This window comes from Microbacterium sp. NPDC058062, from assembly GCF_042885375.1.
Classification (GTDB): domain Bacteria; phylum Actinomycetota; class Actinomycetes; order Actinomycetales; family Microbacteriaceae; genus Microbacterium; species Microbacterium trichothecenolyticum_C.
Window position 1 is genome coordinate 443852 of the sequence record NZ_JBHVSC010000002.1, and the last position, 17760, is coordinate 461611.

At 66.7% G+C, this 17760-nt stretch carries 17 protein-coding genes; 3 read left to right on the forward strand and 14 right to left on the reverse strand.

The features are described 5' to 3' along the window. Positions 1-525 precede the first annotated feature (525 nt). Genes ACFVSU_RS06850 through ACFVSU_RS06880 form a run of 7 tightly spaced genes read right to left on the reverse strand, consistent with a single transcriptional unit; the run spans position 526 to position 6959 of the window. Entirely contained in the window at positions 526-1173 is a 648-nt protein-coding gene (locus tag ACFVSU_RS06850; protein ID WP_387139923.1) for a TetR/AcrR family transcriptional regulator, read from the reverse strand. Further along, positions 1170-1955 (reverse strand): triose-phosphate isomerase family protein, encoded by a 786-nt coding sequence (locus ACFVSU_RS06855; protein WP_387139925.1) that lies wholly within the window; start codon positions 1953-1955, stop codon positions 1170-1172. Before ACFVSU_RS06855 ends, ACFVSU_RS06850 begins: the two co-directional genes overlap by 4 nt. Then, positions 1955-2425, reverse strand: a complete 471-nt coding sequence (locus ACFVSU_RS06860) for a ribose-5-phosphate isomerase (protein ID WP_387139927.1) — start codon at positions 2423-2425, stop codon at positions 1955-1957. Before ACFVSU_RS06860 ends, ACFVSU_RS06855 begins: the two co-directional genes overlap by 1 nt. Next, positions 2418-4178: a dihydroxyacetone kinase family protein gene (locus ACFVSU_RS06865; RefSeq protein ID WP_387139930.1), complete on the reverse strand. Its 1761-nt coding sequence runs from the start codon at positions 4176-4178 to the stop codon at positions 2418-2420. Before ACFVSU_RS06865 ends, ACFVSU_RS06860 begins: the two co-directional genes overlap by 8 nt. Next, positions 4175-5233, reverse strand: a complete 1059-nt coding sequence (locus ACFVSU_RS06870; protein WP_387139933.1) for a hypothetical protein — start codon at positions 5231-5233, stop codon at positions 4175-4177. The genes ACFVSU_RS06865 and ACFVSU_RS06870 overlap by 4 nt, the downstream gene beginning before the upstream one ends. Then, the gene (locus tag ACFVSU_RS06875; protein ID WP_387139936.1) at positions 5230-6213 is read right to left on the reverse strand and encodes an aldo/keto reductase; all 984 of its coding nucleotides are present in this window, start codon (positions 6211-6213) and stop codon (positions 5230-5232) included. The genes ACFVSU_RS06870 and ACFVSU_RS06875 overlap by 4 nt, the downstream gene beginning before the upstream one ends. After that, positions 6210-6959 (reverse strand): sugar phosphate isomerase/epimerase family protein, encoded by a 750-nt coding sequence (locus tag ACFVSU_RS06880; protein WP_387141270.1) that lies wholly within the window; start codon positions 6957-6959, stop codon positions 6210-6212. The genes ACFVSU_RS06875 and ACFVSU_RS06880 overlap by 4 nt, the downstream gene beginning before the upstream one ends. Here ACFVSU_RS06880 and ACFVSU_RS06885 point away from each other — a divergent pair. Continuing rightward, the gene (locus ACFVSU_RS06885) at positions 6909-7037 is read left to right on the forward strand and encodes a hypothetical protein (protein WP_387141325.1); all 129 of its coding nucleotides are present in this window, start codon (positions 6909-6911) and stop codon (positions 7035-7037) included. The genes ACFVSU_RS06880 and ACFVSU_RS06885 overlap by 51 nt on opposite strands. A gap of 21 nt (positions 7038-7058) precedes the next feature. Here the strand turns inward: ACFVSU_RS06885 and ACFVSU_RS06890 are convergent, their stop codons facing one another. The 4 genes from ACFVSU_RS06890 to ACFVSU_RS06905 all read right to left on the reverse strand — a co-directional run bounded on the left by ACFVSU_RS06890 (position 7059) and on the right by ACFVSU_RS06905 (position 12319). Continuing rightward, on the reverse strand, positions 7059-7919 hold the full coding sequence (locus tag ACFVSU_RS06890; protein ID WP_387139940.1) for an ABC transporter ATP-binding protein: 861 nt from the start codon (positions 7917-7919) through the stop codon (positions 7059-7061). Beyond that, positions 7916-9691 (reverse strand): dipeptide/oligopeptide/nickel ABC transporter permease/ATP-binding protein, encoded by a 1776-nt coding sequence (locus tag ACFVSU_RS06895; RefSeq protein WP_387139943.1) that lies wholly within the window; start codon positions 9689-9691, stop codon positions 7916-7918. Before ACFVSU_RS06895 ends, ACFVSU_RS06890 begins: the two co-directional genes overlap by 4 nt. Beyond that, positions 9688-10629: an ABC transporter permease gene (locus ACFVSU_RS06900; RefSeq protein WP_387139946.1), complete on the reverse strand. Its 942-nt coding sequence runs from the start codon at positions 10627-10629 to the stop codon at positions 9688-9690. The genes ACFVSU_RS06895 and ACFVSU_RS06900 overlap by 4 nt, the downstream gene beginning before the upstream one ends. Before the next feature lie 136 nt (positions 10630-10765). Then, the gene (locus ACFVSU_RS06905) at positions 10766-12319 is read right to left on the reverse strand and encodes an ABC transporter substrate-binding protein (protein ID WP_387139949.1); all 1554 of its coding nucleotides are present in this window, start codon (positions 12317-12319) and stop codon (positions 10766-10768) included. Between the two features lie 185 nt (positions 12320-12504). Between ACFVSU_RS06905 and ACFVSU_RS06910 the strand changes: the two genes are divergently transcribed. Both ACFVSU_RS06910 and ACFVSU_RS06915 read left to right on the forward strand, forming a co-directional pair. Further along, positions 12505-13389, forward strand: coding sequence for an NAD(P)-dependent oxidoreductase (locus tag ACFVSU_RS06910; RefSeq protein WP_387139952.1), 885 nt, complete (start codon positions 12505-12507; stop codon positions 13387-13389). 4 nt (positions 13390-13393) lie between these two features. Continuing rightward, positions 13394-14128: a GntR family transcriptional regulator gene (locus ACFVSU_RS06915; protein WP_387139955.1), complete on the forward strand. Its 735-nt coding sequence runs from the start codon at positions 13394-13396 to the stop codon at positions 14126-14128. Between the two features lie 413 nt (positions 14129-14541). On the opposite strand, the gene ACFVSU_RS06920 is transcribed toward ACFVSU_RS06915, so the two are convergent. The 3 genes from ACFVSU_RS06920 to ACFVSU_RS06930 are packed head-to-tail and all read right to left on the reverse strand — an operon-like array spanning position 14542 to position 17739. Further along, on the reverse strand, positions 14542-16137 hold the full coding sequence (locus ACFVSU_RS06920) for a GMC family oxidoreductase (protein ID WP_387139957.1): 1596 nt from the start codon (positions 16135-16137) through the stop codon (positions 14542-14544). After that, on the reverse strand, positions 16130-16897 hold the full coding sequence (locus ACFVSU_RS06925) for an ABC transporter ATP-binding protein (RefSeq protein WP_387139960.1): 768 nt from the start codon (positions 16895-16897) through the stop codon (positions 16130-16132). Before ACFVSU_RS06925 ends, ACFVSU_RS06920 begins: the two co-directional genes overlap by 8 nt. Next, on the reverse strand, positions 16897-17739 hold the full coding sequence (locus tag ACFVSU_RS06930) for an ABC transporter permease (RefSeq protein ID WP_387139963.1): 843 nt from the start codon (positions 17737-17739) through the stop codon (positions 16897-16899). The genes ACFVSU_RS06925 and ACFVSU_RS06930 overlap by 1 nt, the downstream gene beginning before the upstream one ends. Between the last annotated feature and the right edge of the window lie 21 nt (positions 17740-17760).

A 17760-nucleotide genomic window follows, 5' to 3' on the forward strand; every position in this document is an offset into this window, starting at 1 on the left:
GCTTACCCCACCGTTCGCTATGCCGAGCTATGGCATGTACATGTTCTGGCATCCCGTGCACGAGCATGACCCGGAACATCGCTGGCTCAGATCCTTCGTCGAACGCGTCGCCCGCTCCCAGTACGGATCACCGGCGTCATGAGGAGAGGTTGTGCAGATTCCTTGCAATCGGGCCAAGGCGCCGGGCGGACCCAGCGGATTCAGTCCTGAGCATCGATATTTCTGTACCCATTCCGAAGTCGCGATCAGACCACCGAATGTGTAGAAGGGGACTGCTGCGTGAGCGTGAGCGGGAGGCCCATGGACGTCCCGGCGTGGCAGCCCGTCGGCCACGATAGGGCTGTGAGCGGGAAGCACCATGAGCGGTTGCTCGCGGATGGCGTGGCCTCCGCAATTCCGAAGCGGCATGCAGATGCGTCGGGTGCGCGAGGCAAAGTTGCAGCTCCTCCGACCCGCGCCCGGTCGGGCCTCCGCTCGACGTCCTCGCGTTCTCGCGTCCACGACAGAATGACTCCGGTGGCAGCTTCACCGCTGGAGACCGAGCAACCGGCTACACCGAGCGTCTACGAGCGAGCAAAGGTGCTGACGAAGGCTCGCGGCGACATCCGCGGCCCTGGGCTCGACAAGCCATTGGGTGTGAAGTCCGTCCCAAAGTGCCAGCGTGGACTGCGCTGCGTACTCAGCGCTGATATCGGGTGCGAGGTATCCCGCCGTCGCCATCGATCCAAAAGCTGCGAGAAAGCTCTCGCGCAACTGACGGTACCGCTCCTGGAAGTGCTGGTGAGCGGGGTGTCCTTCCGCTATCGATTCGACCGCCAGGATCGTGTGTATGCGCACATTTCCAGGAATGTCAGTGTTGCGCGCGGCGAGCATCAACAGCGCTTCCGGGATGTCCTGCACCGGCGCCTCCTCGATGGTACGCAAGTCGGCCGCCACGCTGTCGCGCTCTTCGAGGACGATGTTCAGAAGGTCCTCCTTGGAGGAGAAGTAGTAGAAGAGCTGCGCACCGGAGATCTCGGCGCGCGCTGCGATCTCGGATACGGATGCTTTGGTGTAGCCGACTTCAGAGAACACCGCCCACGCCGCCGCCACGATGCGGCTTCGCGTCTCGGCGGATCGTGCGTATGGACCTCGCGAGGAGATGCGAGGCTCGTCGGCGGGGTTGTCGTTCACCGACTCACCGACGGGGGTGCGATGTCCCTTGACTGGAGGGCGGCGGCTTCGTCGAGAACGGCGACGAGGGCGTCGGGGTCGTGGGCGAAGCGGCCGAGGAAGAGCCCGTCGACGCTGTCTCCGAGGCGGGTGAGGAGCCCGGGGCCGGCGGAGCCGCCGTAGATCACGACGCTGCCGGCACGCGCGGGGTCGGCGTCGAGCGCGGCGCGCAGCGCCTGGGTGACGGTGGCGATGTGCTCGTCGGGGGCGGGTTCGGCGGCGCCGATCGCCCACACCGGCTCGTACGCGACGATCACGGGGCCGGCGGGGACCTGTTCGAGGTTCGCGGCGAGCTGCTCGGCGCCTGCGAGCGCGGCGGCGGGGGCACCGAGGTGCTCGGCCTCGCCGATGCAGAGCACCGGGGTGATGCCGTGGGTGAGGGCGGCGGTGGCCTTGCCGGCGGTGACGGTGTCGGTCTCGTCGAACAGGCGGCGCCGTTCGGCGTGGCCGATCTCGGCGACCCGGACACCGACCTCGGCGAGCTCTTCGGCGGTGACCTCGCCGGTGTACGCGCCCGGTGGGTAGGCGGAGACGTCCTGCGCGCCCACCAGCACCGGGGTGCCGGCGAACGCCTCGAGGGCGGGGAGGATCTGCAGGTAGGTGGGGATGACGAAGAACTGCACCGACCCGTCGGCCACGGCGGGGTGGGAGCCTGCGCGGGCCGCGACGTCGGCGAACCACGCGCGTGCCCGCTGATGCCCGAAGTACGTCTTCAGGCTCACCCCGACCGTGACCGTGGGCATCAGCAGGACCCGGTGGTCTCGAACTCGTCGATGACGGCGACCTTGTCGGCCGACGCCGAGGTGGTGTCGAACCGGTAGGTGAGCCACTCGCGCACGAGGCGGCGGGCGAGCTCGATGCCGACGACGCGCTGGCCCATGGTGAGCACCTGCGCGTTGTTGGACAGCACGCCCCGCTCCACCGAGTACGAGTCGTGGGCGGTGACGGCGCGGATGCCGGGCACCTTGTTGGCCGCGATGGCGACGCCCAGGCCCGTGCCGCAGATGAGCAGCGCCCGGTCTGCGGTTCCGGCCGCGACCTGCTGGGCCGCCTCGATGGCGACCTTCGGGTACGGGGTGTGGCCGGAGGCGTCCACGCCCACGTCGATGACCTCGATCACGCCGGGGTTCTGCTCGAGGTCCTTCTTGAGGATCTCCTTGTAGTCGAATCCGGCGTCGTCGGCGCCGATCACGATGCGCAGGGGCTCAGCCATGTGCGTTCTCCTTCTGGTCCTCGGCCGCGAGCTTCTCGGCGGCGAGTGTTTCTCCGATGGCGGTCACGATGAGCGCGAGACTGATCGCGCCCGGGTCGGGGGTGCCCACGCTGTTCTGGCCGTGCGTGCGCGCGCGGCCCATGCGGGGCAGGAGGTCCGCCGTCGCGGTCGCGGCGCGGGTCGCCGCATCCGCCGCCGTCCGCCACGCGTCGGTGAGACCCGCGCCGGCGTCCACCGCACCGGTGAGGGTCGAGCTGAACGGCACGAGCGCGTCGACGAGCGTCTTGTCGCCGACCTCGGCCTTGCCGTAGTCGGTGACCCCGCGCGAACCGGCGGCCACGCCCGCGGCGATGGCCGCGGCGTCAGGACGGCCCTGGTCGCCGAGCTTCGCAGCGACCGCGTTCAGGATGACGCCCCACAGCGCGCCCGACGTGCCACCGGCCTTGTCGGACCAGGCGTCGGCGGCGTGCGCCAGCGTCGTGCCGGCGCCGGCACCGGCCTGCACCGCGACTTCGGCGGCAGCGAGCGCGGCGTGCGAGCCGCGCTGCATGCCGATGCCGTGGTCGCCGTCGCCGGCGATCGCGTCGATGCGGCCGAGCTCGTCGACGTGCGTGTCGACGGTCTGGGCGATCGTGCGCACCGCGGCGAGCACCGTGCGGGCAACGGACTGGGATGCCTCGTCCCCGGGCTCGATCGCCTCGGCCACCTCGGCGGTGCTGTCGGCGGCGACGAGACGCTGCTGGGGGGCGACCGAGCCGCGCCGGTAGGCGGGGGTGTCGACGGGGGTCTCCCACAGCGGTGCGAGCTCGTCGTCCAGCCAGAACAGGGAGAGTGAGGTGCCGGCCATGTCGAAGCTCGTGCAGTACTCGCCCACATGCGGGTCGACGATCTCGAGCCCGGCGCCCTGGAGCAGCTGTGCGATGCGCCGGTAGACGACGAACATCTCCTCGTACTTCAGCGACCCCAGGCCGTTGAGGATCGGCACCACCCGGGCACCCGCGAGCTCGATGCCGTCGGGCACCTCGGCCAGCAGCCGCTCGACGAGCAGCTCGGCCAGTCCGTCGGCGGTGGGGATGTCGGTCTCGTCGATGCCGGGCTCCCCATGGATGCCGAGACCGACCGCCATGCGCCCTTCCGGGACAGTGAACAGCGGGGCCTCAGCTCCCGGCAGCGTGCAGCCGGTGAACGCGACCCCGAACGACCGGGTGCGCTCGTTCGCGAGGCGGGCCAGGCGAGTGACCTCGGCGAGGTCGGCGCCGGCCTCGGCCGCGGCGGCCGCGATGCGGAACACCGTGAGGTCGCCCGCGATGCCGCGCCGCTTGTGCTTCTCGTCGGCGGTCGCGCTGACGATGTCGTCGGTGACCGTGACGGTCTCGCACGCGATGCCCTCGGCACGCAGCCGCTCCTGCGCCGCGTCGAAGTTCAGCACGTCGCCGGCATAGTTGCCGTAGGAGAAGAACACGCCGCCGCCGTTGTCGGCGGCCTTCGCGACCGCGAACACCTGCTGCGTCGAGGGGGAGGCGAACAGGTTGCCCATCGCGGCGCCGTGCGCGAGCCCCGGACCCACCAGCCCGCCGAACGCGGGGTAGTGGCCCGAGCCGCCGCCCACGACGACCGCGACCTGACCGGCCGGCGACACCGTCGAACGCACCACACCGCCGGGAACGCGGCGGACGTATCGCTCGTTCGCCGCGACGAACCCGTCGATCATCTCGTCGGCGAAGTCCGCCGGCGCGTTCCACAGACGCGTCACGACGGGAGACCGTCGGAGATCGCGTCGAAGAATCCACGCTTGATCTCCGAACTGATGCCCCAGTTCACCGGCACGGCCTGGTATCCGTCACGGTAGTTTCCGATGGTCGGCCGCGGCGGCATCACCGTAATGGAGCCGGGGTCGAAGTACCCCCAGGACGCGCCGGCGCGAAGTGCCTCGATCATGTGGTTGTGCGGCTTGTCGAAGTCGAAGTGATCGTCCTCGTTGAACATGATCGGGCGCGGGTTAGCGGCGTACGCGCGCATCGCGCGCACCTCCTCCACCATCTCGGTGAGTCGCTCCGGATTCGGCGTGCCGTTGCCGTGCAGGAGGATCCAGTCGGCTTGCGCTGCGACCTCGGGGGTCATGATCGGGTCGATGGCGGCGAAGCTCGTGCTCACCGCCAACCGGCGACCTTCTAACTCGATCGACTGGGCGAGGGCGATCAGCTCATGCACGCGATCCCACCGCATGTTGCGACTGTGGGTGTACTCCCAATCGAAGTTCACCTCATTCGCGATCTCCACGAGCACATTCCGCCAGCCCCCTTCCAGCAGGAAGCGGGTCGCCTCGACGGTCGCGCGGCGAACGGCCGCCTCGTCGATCAGCCGCATCTCCTGGCCCTGATAGAAGTAGTCGACGATCACCACGAAGCCGAGTCGGTCGGCCTCGTCGAGCACGCGCGTCAATCGCTCCGCGAACGCCGGTCGCAGACCACCATCCGCGTCGAATCCCCCGGTGTCCCAAGGCTGCGTCTCGCTGTATCCCTGCGGGCTGCCGCCCTGAATGCCGATCGTGAAGCAGTCGAGCCCTTTGCTCTTCCACTCCGGCATCGCTGCGATGAACTCGAACACGTTGCGCTCGGCATCCCATGTGCCCGTGTCCGGGTACGCCCACTTGTCGACCGTCTCCGGGTTGACGTCGTCGAAGATACCGTTGATCATTCGGCTGTTCAGCAGGAGCCCGTCGACCGGGACGCCGCGAACGGTGCGACCGGCGTTCGCGACGGCCCCGTCAACGAGAAACGACGTACCGGCAATTTCGACCGTTGTCACCACGCCATTCCTTCCATCGCGTGCGGACCGTAGTGCTCGGCGAGCCGTGTGAGCTCATCACTGCTGAGCTCCAGGTCGACGGCGGCGACCGCATCACCGAGATGCTTCAGCTTGGTCGCACCGACGATCGGGGACGCGACAACCGGCTGATGCATCACCCATGCGAGCGCCACCTGAGCCGGAGACACAGCCCGCTCGTCGGCAATGGCGAACACGGCGTCGACGATCCTGCGGTCGCCGGCTTCGTTCTGGTGGTAGAGGGTCGGCGCGAGCGGGTCGCTCTCGAATCTCGTGGAGTTTTCGTCCCAGGGGCGGGTCAGCTTTCCGCGAGCTAGCGGGCTCCAGGGAAGGGCACCGACGCCCTGGTCGAGACAAAACGGGTACATCTCGCGTTCATCCTCGCGGGCGAGGAGGTTGTACTGCGCTTGCATCGAGATGAAGGGGGTCCACCCATTGAGCTTGGCTGTGTACTGCGCCTTCGCGAACTGCCAAGCCCACATCGACGAAGCGCCCAGATAGCGGACCTTTCCTGATCTCACGAGATCGTTGAGGGTCTCCATCGTCTCCTCGATGGGAGTCTTCTCGTCCCAGCGATGAATCTGATACAGGTCGATGTAGTCCGTACCGAGCCGGCGCAGACTCGCGTCGACCTGCTCGAGGATGTGACCCCGCGAGAGTCCTCGACCGTTCGGGCCCGGCCGCATGGTCCCGCAGACCTTGGTGGCGATGACGACCTCTTCGCGCCGGGCGAAGTCGTTAATCGCCTTGCCGACGATCTCCTCGCTGCGGCCGAGTGAGTATGCGTTCGCGGTGTCGAACGTCGTGATACCGAGCTCCAGAGCCCGACGGATGAAGTCGCGGCTTTGATCCTCTGGGAGTGTCCAGCCGTGCGACCCGATATCGGGATCGCCATAGCTCATGCATCCCAGCGTCACGGCGGACACCTCGAGCCCGCTTGCACCGATGCGGTTGTACTTCATCGCACTACTTCCTTGTCTTCCGTGACGATCTCGTTGAGGTACGCGACAGCGGCGAGCACTTCGTCTTCCTTTGTCGCATACGGGCTGTCTCGGGTCTCCAGTTCGAGCACTATGTCGCCGCGATACGCGGTGGCCGCCATCGCGCGGTAGAACGCTGCAAAGTCCACGCGACCCGCACCGATGACACGGCGCACATTCCGGCTGTCCGCGTCGCGAAGATGGACGATCCCGACCCGCGACGAGAACAGCTCCCAGGCCGTGATCACCGACTCATCCGCTGCCTCGATGTGGGACACATCGAACGCGAGCTCGACATACGGGTCAAGGCCGGCGAGCATCTCGTTCGCCAGGTCGATGTTGTCCACAGGGCGGCCGAAGTAGGGGGCTTCGACGGCGAGACGGACGCCCTTCTCCCGGGCCCGGTCCGCCGCCTGATTGAGGGCGGCAGTCATGCGGCCGATCTGCCGATCGGCGACGGGAGCCTCCGTCTTCTCCCCCGCAGGCAGCACCAGCAGCGGCACCTCGCACTCCAGGGCGAGGGCGAGGAGGTTCTCGACGCGGCTCATGACCGCGTCCGTATCGTCGTAGCCGTCGAAAGAACCGGGATCCGCGTTGATGCTGGAGGCGCGCAGATGCGAGGCCCGGAACTGCCGACCAGCCGCCCGCAGTTCTTCGGGGGTGCTCATGGAGGGCACGTGGTCGCAGAGGCCGCGCAGGCCGACGAGGTCGATGCTCTCGAAGCCCAGTTCAGCACTCCGGGCGAGGGCATCCGCGAATGGAAGGTGCCGGAAGCAGACGGAGGAGAGCGTGGGCGAAGCAAGTGAAGCGAGTGTCATGTGAGTGTCTCAGACGGCGATTGCGGTGTCGGTGGGGGTGACGGACTGCTCTCCGAGGATGGCGCGGCGCTCTTCCCGGCGGGCTCGCTGTCGTTCGGGGTGAGGAAGGGGTGCAGCCATGAGCAGTCGCTGGGTGTAGGGGTCTCGAGGGTCGGAAGTGACCTGTGCCGCGGTTCCGGACTCGACGATTTCTCCCCGGTACATCACGGAGACCTCGTGACTCAAGGCGCGCACAACTTCGAGATCGTGCGAGATGAACAGGTAAGCGACCCCTGTTGCGTCCTGCACTTCGCGGAACAGTTCCAGCACACGCTTCTGTGTGGACAGGTCCAGCGCCGAGACGGGTTCATCGCAGATGATGAGTTCGGGCTCCAGCGCGAGTGCCCGCGCGATTGCGATGCGCTGTCGCTGGCCGCCGCTGAACTCCCAGGGGAACCGGTCCATCGCGTTCTGCGGCAGGTGGACCTGGTCGAGCAGCTCCCGCACCCGCTGCGCGGCGGTTCGCCGCGAGCTGGACCGTGTGCTGAGCGGCTCGGTCAGGATCTGTTCGATGGTGAACGCCGGGTTCAGAGAACTGTACGGGTCCTGGAAGACCACTTGGATCTCGTTTCCCAACCTCCGCCGTTCAGCGGAGCGCAGGTGAGCGATGTCGCGCCCCTTGTACGTGATCGACCCACCAGTGACCGGGGCCAGCCCGAGGATCGCCCGACCGAGCGTGGACTTGCCGGATCCAGATTCGCCGACGAGACCGACGGTCTCGCCGCGATGGATGTCGATCGAGACGCTCTTCAGCGCGTGGAAGGTCTTCCGCCATCCGCGCAGCGGGTAGGTCACATGCAGGTCCTTGACGACCAGAAGCGGATCGCTCATGCCTTCAGTCCTTCCATGGCAGGCCGCACCGCGGGGCGGACCGGTTCGTTCTCGAGGATGTCGTCCAGGAGCGAACGCGTGTACGGATGCTGCGGGTGGTCGAACACGTCGGCGACAGAGCTCTCCTCGACGATGAGCCCCTTCTGCATCACGGCGACGCGATCGCACAGGTCGGCGACGACACCGAAGTTGTGTGTCACGAGGAGCAGTGCCATGCCTCGCTCCTTCTGCAGGCCTCGCAGCAGTTCGAGCACCTCCGCCTGAACGGTGACGTCCAGCGCGGTGGTGGGTTCGTCGGCGATGATCAGTTCGGGATCACACGACACTGCGCCGGCGATCAGTACGCGTTGTGCCATACCGCCGGAGATCTCGTGCGGGTAGGCGCGCATGGTCTTGTCAGGGTCATGAATGCCGACCCGCGCAAGAAGGTCTCTGGCTCGCCGTCGGGCTTCGGCGCGGCTGATTCCGAGGTGCTGGCGCATCGGCGCGGTCAACTGACTGCCGATCCGGAAGGACGGGTCGAGGTTGCTCATCGGTTCCTGCGGGATATAGGCGATGCCGGGCCCGCGAAGTTGCGCTCGCTTCCTCTCCGACGCGTGGGTGACGTCTGCGCCCTTCCACCACACGTGTCCGCGTGTGATCATGCCGCCCTGCGGCAGGAGCCCCATGATCGCGAACGCGGTCTGCGACTTGCCCGATCCGGACTCTCCGATCAGGCCGAGGACCTCCCCCGCGCGGACCTCGAGCGAGACGCCGTGCACGACGCTGCGATGCGCACCATTCGCGTCGGGGTACGAGACCTCGAGATCGTGCGCGGCCAGCATCACTCCTGGCGGGCCAGCTACCGAGTCCGTCGCCGCCGCTGTCTCCTGCTGCTGCACGGCGTGCCGAGACTTGACCCGTGGGCGTCGCTCCTGCAGCGCGTCGCGGATGGAGTTCGACAGCACTCCCAGCGCGACGCAGGTGAGCACGATCACGGTGCCGGAGATGAGGATGAGGTGTGGAGCGACGTAGATCCGTGACAGCGCCTCGTTCAGCATGGCGCCCCAGCCAGGGACGGCCAGATCGCCGAGGCCGAGCACCTCGAGGCCGGCCTGCACTCCGATGGCGATCGCCATGACGATCGACGACTGCAGGATAATCGGGCCCCGGACGTTGTTGAGGACGTGGCGGAAGATGATCCGCAGGTCGCTGAGCCCGGACACCTTCGCGGCATCGATGTACAGCTCCGCCCGCACGGACTTCACCAGCGTCCGCACCAGCCTGAAGTAGGCGGGCGACAACAGCAGGCCGAAGATCACCATCGATAGCCAGAGAGAGGGACCGAAGACGGCGCGAGCCGCGAGCAGCACGATGATTCCGGGCAGCGCCATGTTCAGGGTGGTGACCCATGACGAGGCGCCGTCGAACCAGCGTCCGAAGTAGCCGGCGACCAGCCCGGATACGACTCCGACGATGAGCGCGACGCCGAGGGCGATGAGTGCGCCGAGCAGGCTGTAACGCGTCGCGAAGACGAGCCGTGAGAACACGTCCCGCCCGGCGACATCACCGCCCAGCAGATGCTCGGCGCTGGGCGGTGCGAGCGAGATGCTCAGGTCGGAGGCGTTGGGGTCGTATGGAGCGATCACCTCCGCGAAGACAGCCGCGACGACCAGGACCAGCAGGTAGACGGCCGCCGCGATGGCGACAGGGTCGCGAAGAAGCGTCTTGACCGGGTGCGGGCGCTGTGCTCGTTCGGAGTCGAGCGCGATGGTGACGGTCGGCGTGGTCATGAGATCCTCACCTTCGGGTTCAGCCAGCCTTGGGCGATGTCGATGAGGAGGTTGACCAGCAGCACGATGATCACGATGACGATCACAACACCCATCACCTGGGGAAGGTCTCCGCGGGTGGTTGCCGAGACCGCGAGCTGGCCCAGCCCGGGGAGGGCGAACAGTTGCTCGACGATCACGGCGCCGCCGAGCAGCCCGACGAACTGCAGGGCAAGCACGGCGAGACCGGGGCCGCCGGCGTTGCGGAGCACATGGCCATAGATGATGGTGCGGGATCGGAGGCCTCGACTGCGAAGCGTGCGGACATAGTCCTGCTGCAGCGTGTCGATGACGGCGCCACGCACCTGCTGGGCGGTCCCGGCGACTCCGTGGATGACGAGAGCGGTGACGGGAAGCAGGGTGGCAGCCAACCATCCGGTCACCGACTCGGACAGTGGCACGAAACCGGTCGCCGGCAGCCATTGCAGCTGCACCGCGAACAAGATCACCAGGCCCAGGGCGATGAGGAAGCTGGGGATCGCGAAGCCGACGACGCCCACGAACTGTACGACTTTGTCGATCCAGCCACGGTAGATCGCGGCAGCTACGCCGAGAAAGGCGGAGATGAGTCCGATCAAGATGGTCGCGGGAATCACCAACGACAGGGTCACCGCGACGCGACTGCCGATGCTGTCCGCGACGAGCTCGCTGGTGAACCACGACCGTCCGAGGTCTCCCTGGATGGCGAGGATGAGCCATTCGGGATAGCGAATCCAGAGCGGGCGGTCGAGCCCGAGCTGCTCGGACATCTGGTTGACCTGATCCTGCGTCGCTGTCGGTCCGAGGATTCGGGATGCGACATCTCCGCTGGCGAGGTACAGAAGTGAGAACGCGAGCGCCGTGATCACGAGCAGCATCGCAAGTCCGGAGGCGATTCGCCTCAGGAGGAACATGAGCATCGCAGGTCAGCTCCTTCGGTGTGGTCCCCGGCGACGGGGTGCGGGTGGCCAGGGTTCGGCCGCTGGGTCCTCATGGGACGAATGGATCGAGGTGTTGGCGGATGGGTGCCCGCGCAGCGGCGGACACCCATCCGGTTCAGGATGCCGGGGCGTAGTTGTAGATGTACGGAGCGACGTTGTTCGCCTGCATCTGGACGGTGGTGTCCGCGTCGGTCGCGTAGAGGCTGTCGATCCGGTACCACGGCGCGAACCAGGCCTGCTCCACGACGTACTCGTTCAGTTCGACGGTGGCGGCAGCGCTCTCTTCGTCGGTGCCCGTCTGCACGCGAGCGATGATCTCGTTCGCGGTCGGGTCGTCGACCTTGAACACATTCCACGAGGCACCCGTCGTGAGGTACTCGTTGATCAGCTGCCAGTCGATCGGCTGCGCGAACTGCATGACTGTCGCCGGGAACTCCGCGGCCTTCAGATCTGCGATGAGATCCTGCCCGACATCGGTGTACTCGACGGTGACGCCGACATCGGCGAGCTGCTGCTTCACCGTGGCGTAGATCGCCTGGTCGAAGAAGGCTGTCGTCGGCATCGAGAGCGTGAACCGATCCACGTAGCCGGCCTCGTCCAGCAACTCGCGTGCCTTATCCGGGTCATACGGGTACGCGTCGTCGAGGTCCTCCATGAACCCGGCCGAGTCCTTCGAGAAGATCTGCGTGGTGGAGGTGCCCCGGTCCTCACCGATAGCGGCGAGGATCTCGTCGCCGTCGACCGCGTAGTTCAGCGCCTGGCGCACGCGGACATCACCGAGGGCGGGAACGACAGCGCCGGCGCGGTCGAAGAAGGTCAGTCCGAGCCAGTCGAACTGGGTCTCGTTAATGGTGAATCCTGCGCCCTCCACCACGCTGGCGTCCGGCACCAGAATGGGCGCCGCATCGATCTGGCCGGAGCGAAGTGCGTTCAGGGAGGCGTTCGGGTCGGCGAAGTAGTTGAACACAATGGAGTCGTACTTGACCAGGTCGGGGTCCCAGTAGTCGTCGTTCCGCGTGTACACGTACTTCGAGCCGATCACGGTCTGGTCCTGGTCCAGCACGTATGGTCCCGACCCGATGGGCTCGGTCTTGAGCGATTCCTGATCGAGCGCAGTGGGGCTGATCATGAGGCCAGGCGCACGCGTGAAGTACGTGGGCAGGGCCGGGTTGGGTGCACTGAGGTGGATCGCCACTTCGTGCTCGCCAACGACCTCGACCTCCGTGATGTCCTTCAGAAACGACGCATCCGGCGCGGTCGAGACACGGTACCGGTCCAGGTTCGCCTTGACGGCTTCGCCGTCGAACGGAGTCTTGTCGGTGAAGGTGACATCGTCACGCAGTTTCATCGTGAGGGTGAGGCGGTCATCGGAGAACGCCCAGTCCGTGGCCAGCATCGGGACGAGGGTGCCGTCCGGCTCCATACGGACCAGCGAATCGTAGACCGCCTGGAAGTAGGGGAGGTAGTTCGCACTCTGAAGCGAGTCGGTGTCGTAGCCGACTGGCTGCGCAGTGGAGCCGAGGTTCAGCGTGCTTGAGGCTGCAGCCGTCGAAGTCTGCGCACTCCCCCCGGCACATGCCGACAGGATCAGCACCGCCGCAGATGCCGCTGCCACGGCGCCCAGCACGCGCAGGTGACCGCGGCTGCGGGAGCTTGTTGTTGGAGTCATCGTCGTTCCGTTCCTTCGCTTCCTTGCAACAGGAGTGATTCCGGCCCGAACGCCGGCGTGGTCGAAGTTAGCATATAAATGTTGACAAACAAACGACAACATAAATATGGTTGAGGCATCGCCGGCGGATTGCCGATGCGCGAATGATCTAGGGCGCCGACGCCCGGAAGAGAATTGAGGATCGCATGAGAGTGGCATTCATCGGGGTTGGTGCCATCGGATCCCCGATGGCCCGACGCCTGCTCCCCGCGTTCGACGTCGCCGTGTACGACCCTGATGCCGCACGTGTCCGCGAACTCGAGAGTTTGGGGGCGTACGCCGCCGCGTCGGCGGCCGATGCGTCCCGCGGCGCCGACGCAACCATCGTCATGGTGGCGTCTCCTGCCCAGCTCGAGACAGCACTCTTCGGCGCTGATGGCGTCGCGACCGGCGCGGACGAGGGCAGCACGATCATCATCATGAGCTCTGTCGGCGTGGATTCCGTCGTCGACGCCGGTGATCAATTGATCGCGCGAGGCCTGCGAGTTGTAGATGCCCCTGTGACGGGAGGCGTGGCGAGAGCGACGACGGGCGAACTCACCATCCTTCTTGGCGGCACGCCGCATGACATCGAGAACGTCGAGCCGATCCTGCAATCGCTGGGCACGAAACTCGCCAGTTGCGGCACCCGTCCCGGCGACGGCCAGTCGGTCAAGCTCGTCAATCAGCTCCTGTGCGCGACGCATCTGGTCGCGGCTGCCGAGGCACTGAGCCTCGCCGCCGGACTCGGCCTGGACCCAGAACAGGTGCTGTCCATCGTGGAGACGGGGGCTGCCGGATCGTTCATGCTGTCCGACCGTGGCCCACGAATGCTCTCGGACGACGCGCCGGTGCTGTCGGCCATCGACATCTTCGTCAAGGACGCCGACCTCGTCGCAGACGCTGCCCGAGACCGAGGAATCCCCACTCCCCTGCTGAATGCTGCGCAGGACCGATTCCATGCCGCCCGCGAATCGGGACTCGGGCGCGACGACGACTCCTCGGTGATTCGCATGTACCGCTCGAGCACCGAGTTGGCCAGCCAAGCATGAATCGATGAGTATGGTCGATCTCATCGCCCGTTCACACCGATTGGAGACAACAGTGGCGCGAGCCGACGCTGTCTTCGACAAGCGCACCCTGCGCGAGCGGTGCACGATCTACATCAGGGACCTCATCATCACGGGCAAGATCCAGCCCGGCGATCACCTGGTGGAGACGAGGCTGAGCGACGAGCTCGGTGTCAGCCGCGGCACACTGCGCGAGGCCATGCGACCGCTGCAGAACGAAGGCCTGCTCGTCGCGGATGGGCGCGGACACTTGTCGGTCCGCCAGATCAGCGCTGCGGAGATTCGAGAGGTGTTCCAGGTCCGTGCAGCTCTCGAGATCCTGGCGGCTTCGATGCTCGCCACCCGCGAGGACCGGCACGAGATCGGGCGTGAACTGCGGAACGCGATTCTTCGACTGAAGGATCCCCAGCTCGATTTCGGCGCGCAGATCCAGTCCGACCTCGGGTTCCACGAACTCCTGTGCAAGCTGAGCGGCAATGACACACTCCTCCAGCACTGGAGGCAGCTGATCGGGCAGATCGAGATGATGATCATCGCCGTCGGCGCGGACCGTGGCGCGAGCCGAATGCGGTACGAAGATCACGTCGGCATCGTCGAAGCGATCGAAAGCGGTGATCTCTCGACGGTGCGCGTCGAACTGACCCGGCACTTTGACGAGTTCGCTGCGCGCTATCTGCTCGACTACGGCGCTGCGCTCGCTCCCACCAGCGTGGCCGATTAGACGCGTTGCATCAGGCCGAGGACGTTCGGCCACCACTTGTCGCGCAGAGACCTTTGACCGCGAGCCCTCCGAACGCGCCGGAGGCGTTGGTGCGCGTCGGGTTCGCCGACCCACTCGATGTGCGAGTGGTCGCCGTCGAAGCGGGTGACTTCCTCACCTCCCCGCGGCGAGCGCGGGGAGAAAGACCGTGCCGTGGGCGGCAGCTGCAGGAGAAGGCTGCTGGTGGCCGAGGGCGCGCGGCTGCGTGCGAAGAACGCCGGCGTCTGTGGGCGAAGGAAGATCCACGTGCTCATGCGCCGGCAAGGCTGGAACGTCGGCCCAGGTAGGGAGATCCTCTCGTTCCATCTAACTCCTCTCCAACTCCCAACTGACTCGACCCGGCACTGCGGCCATCGTGTGGTTCCTTGTTCGTGTCAATGATTGACTGCTGAAGAGGTCAGTGCAGAGATTGAGTCGGCTCCGCGACTGCCGCCGCTGACTCGATTTGCGCTCGCGTCCTCGCAGATGAGTTCGACTGCTCTTTCGGCGACGACCATGACGGTGCCGACCGGGTTCAGTGCAGGGATCGTGGGGAAGGCTGATGCGTCCACGACCCGAAGACCATTGACGCCTCGCACGCGCAGGCGATCGTCTAGGACTGCGCCGGGGTCGTTGTCTGCACCCATTCGACACGTGCATGACACGTGGTAGACGGTCTGATGTGTTGCCCGGAGGGTGGCGGAGAGCTGTTCGTCGGAGAGCTCTTGCTCGCCGGGGAACACTTCGCGTACGAGGTGTGAGGCGAACGGTTCCTGCTGAGCGACGCGGCGAGCAAGCTTTATGCCCTCGACCAGCATCCGTTCGTCGCGACCCTCGCTGTCGGTGAAGGCACGGTAGTCGATCGCCGGGGGCGCGTCGGGGTCGGTCGAAGTGATCCAGACGCGACCACGGCTGCGCGGCTTCGCGACGTTTGGCGCCAGCGAGGCGTTGTTTGCGGGGATCTCGGCGCCGTAGGTCTCGGCGTGCACGGTCCACGAGTACAGCGGGATGTGCGTCGAGATGTCGGGCACCGTGCTGTCGGCGTCGACGCGCAGTGCGTAGCCGGCATCCCACCCCGTCGCCGACACCGGGCTCCGCTCGCCGCGAGCCTCCCAGACGATGAGCCCCTCAGCGTGGTCCTGCAGGTTCTCACCGACGCCGGGCAGATCTATCAGCATGTCGACGCCCGCGTAGGCGAGTACGTCGGCCGGCCCGATACCGGAGCGCATGAGCAGAGCCGGTGAGTCGATCGCGCCGCAGCTCACGATGACCTCGCGCCGCGCTCGCACCTCTCGCCACTCTCCCGCCACGCGGGCACGGACGCCGGTGGCGCGACCCGACTCCACCAGCACCCTGTCGACCAGCGCCTCGAGCACGAGGGTGAGGTTCGGCCGCTCGACACCGTGGAGATAGGCGCGCGATGTCGACGAACGCAGGTTCGTCGACGGCTCGTAGCCGATCTCGAAGAACCCGGCGCCCTCGGTGAACTCCGCATCGTTCCACGTCTCGCGATGAGGCAGATCCAGAGCGGATGCCGCAGCCGCGACCACGTCGGCGATGTAGTCGTTCTGGTCGGAGGGAGCGACAGGTGAGATCGGTGTCGCGAGGCGGTCGAAGTAGGGCGCCACCGTCTCGTAGTCCCAGCCGTCTACGCCCAGCGACGCCCACTCCTCGAGGTCTCCGCGCAGGGGCCGCCAGCTGATCATGGTGTTCGCGGTCGAGCAGCCACCGAGGATGCGGAGCCGCGCCTGTCGGATGGAGGAGTTGCCTCGCTCCTGTGGAACGCTGCGATAGTCGCGGTCGAACTCACCCTCGAGCATCTCGGCCCACCGCCGGATGGAACCGGCGCGCTCCTCCTTCTCGTCGCTCGGACCGGCCTCGATCAGACACACGCTGACGTCGGGGTCCTCGCTCAGCCGCGCCGCCACGATGCATCCGGCGGTGCCGCCGCCCACCACGACGTAATCGAACGCGTCGTGCTGCTCAGCCATGGTGGATCAGCCCGAGGATCTCGCTGTAGTAGTGGTGGAACTCAGGGCTGCCGATCACCTCCGGGTCACGCGGACGAGGCAGGTCAATCGCGAACTCGGCGCGCACCTTGCCGGGTCGCGGTGTCATGGCCACCACGCGGTCCGAGAGGAACACGGCCTCCTCGATGTCGTGGGTGATCAGCATGACGGTCATGCGGTTCCGCTCCCACACCGTGGTCAGCAGTTCCTGCATCGTGCGGCGGGTGAGCGCGTCGAGAGCTCCGAAGGGCTCGTCCATCAGGAGCACCTCCGGCCCGTACGCGAGCGAGCGCGCCAACGCGACGCGCTGCTGCATGCCGCCGGAGAGCTGCGCGGGGAACGAGTCCTCGAACCCTGTCAGGCCGACCTGCGCCAGCACGTCACGTGCTCGGTCGACGCGCTGCCGGCGCGACATCCCCTGTTCTCCGCGGAGAGCGAAGATGACGTTGTCGATCGCGGTGAGCCAGGGCAGCAGGGTGGCCGATTGGAACACGACGCCGCGGTCGCGCCCCGGCCCGTGAATCGGGTTGCCTTCGATGAATGCCGTGCCGGTAGTGGGCAGTTCGAGCCCGGCGATGATCGAGAGCAGTGTGCTCTTGCCGCACCCCGATGCGCCGACGACGGACACGAATTCCTGCTCGCCGAGCGTGAGCGTGATGTCACTCAGCGCGTGGACGGCGCCGAACTGCTTGTTGACCTTCTCGACGCGGACTTTCGGCTCGAGGAGCGTGGGCGACGACATCAGGAGCGTCCCTTCAGGTAGCGGAAGAAGCGGCGACCGAGCGCGCGCATGATCTGGTCGAAGACGAGTCCGAGGAGGCCGAGAACGATCACGTAGCCGATGATGAGATCGGTCTCGAGGAAGCGCTGCGCCTGAGTGATGCGGTAGCCGATGCCCGAGGTGGCGGCGACCAGCTCCGCGACGACGAGCCACGTCCACGCCCAGCCGAGGCTGATGCGCAGGGCGTCCCAGATGCGCGGAAGCGCCGCGGGGAAGACGATTCGGATCAGAATCTGTCCGCGGGAGAGGCCGAGGGTCGCTCCGAGATTGCGGTACGTGACGGGGACGCGCCTGACGGCATCCGCGAACAGCAGCACCTGCTGGAAGAACGTGCCGAGGAAGATGATGAGGAACTTCTGCGTGTGGTCGGTTCCCACCCACAGGATGGTGAGTGGGACGAAGGCCACCACCGGCATGTACCGGACGAAGTCGATGATCGGCTCTACGGCCGCCTCGACGCGGGCGATCGATCCGCACAGCACGCCGATCGGGACGGCGAGAACGGTGCTCGCAAGGAAGCCGACCATCACGCGGTACGTGCTGACGCCGATGTCCGACCAGAGTTCGCCGTTGACCGCCTGCTCGCCGACCTTCTGCACCACGGCGATCGGCGACGGCAGAAACAACGGGTTGACGAGTTCGGACACCGTGATGGCCGTCCAGACGGCGACGAGCACGATGAACCCGGTGACAGCGATCGAGATGTACTTCCGACGCGACAGCGACGCGTCGATGACGGGGCGGACCGCGCCCGTCCCGCGCTTGCGGCGCGCGACGGGTGCGGTCGGGGCGGAGATCGTCATGGTGACTTTCCTGGATAGGTT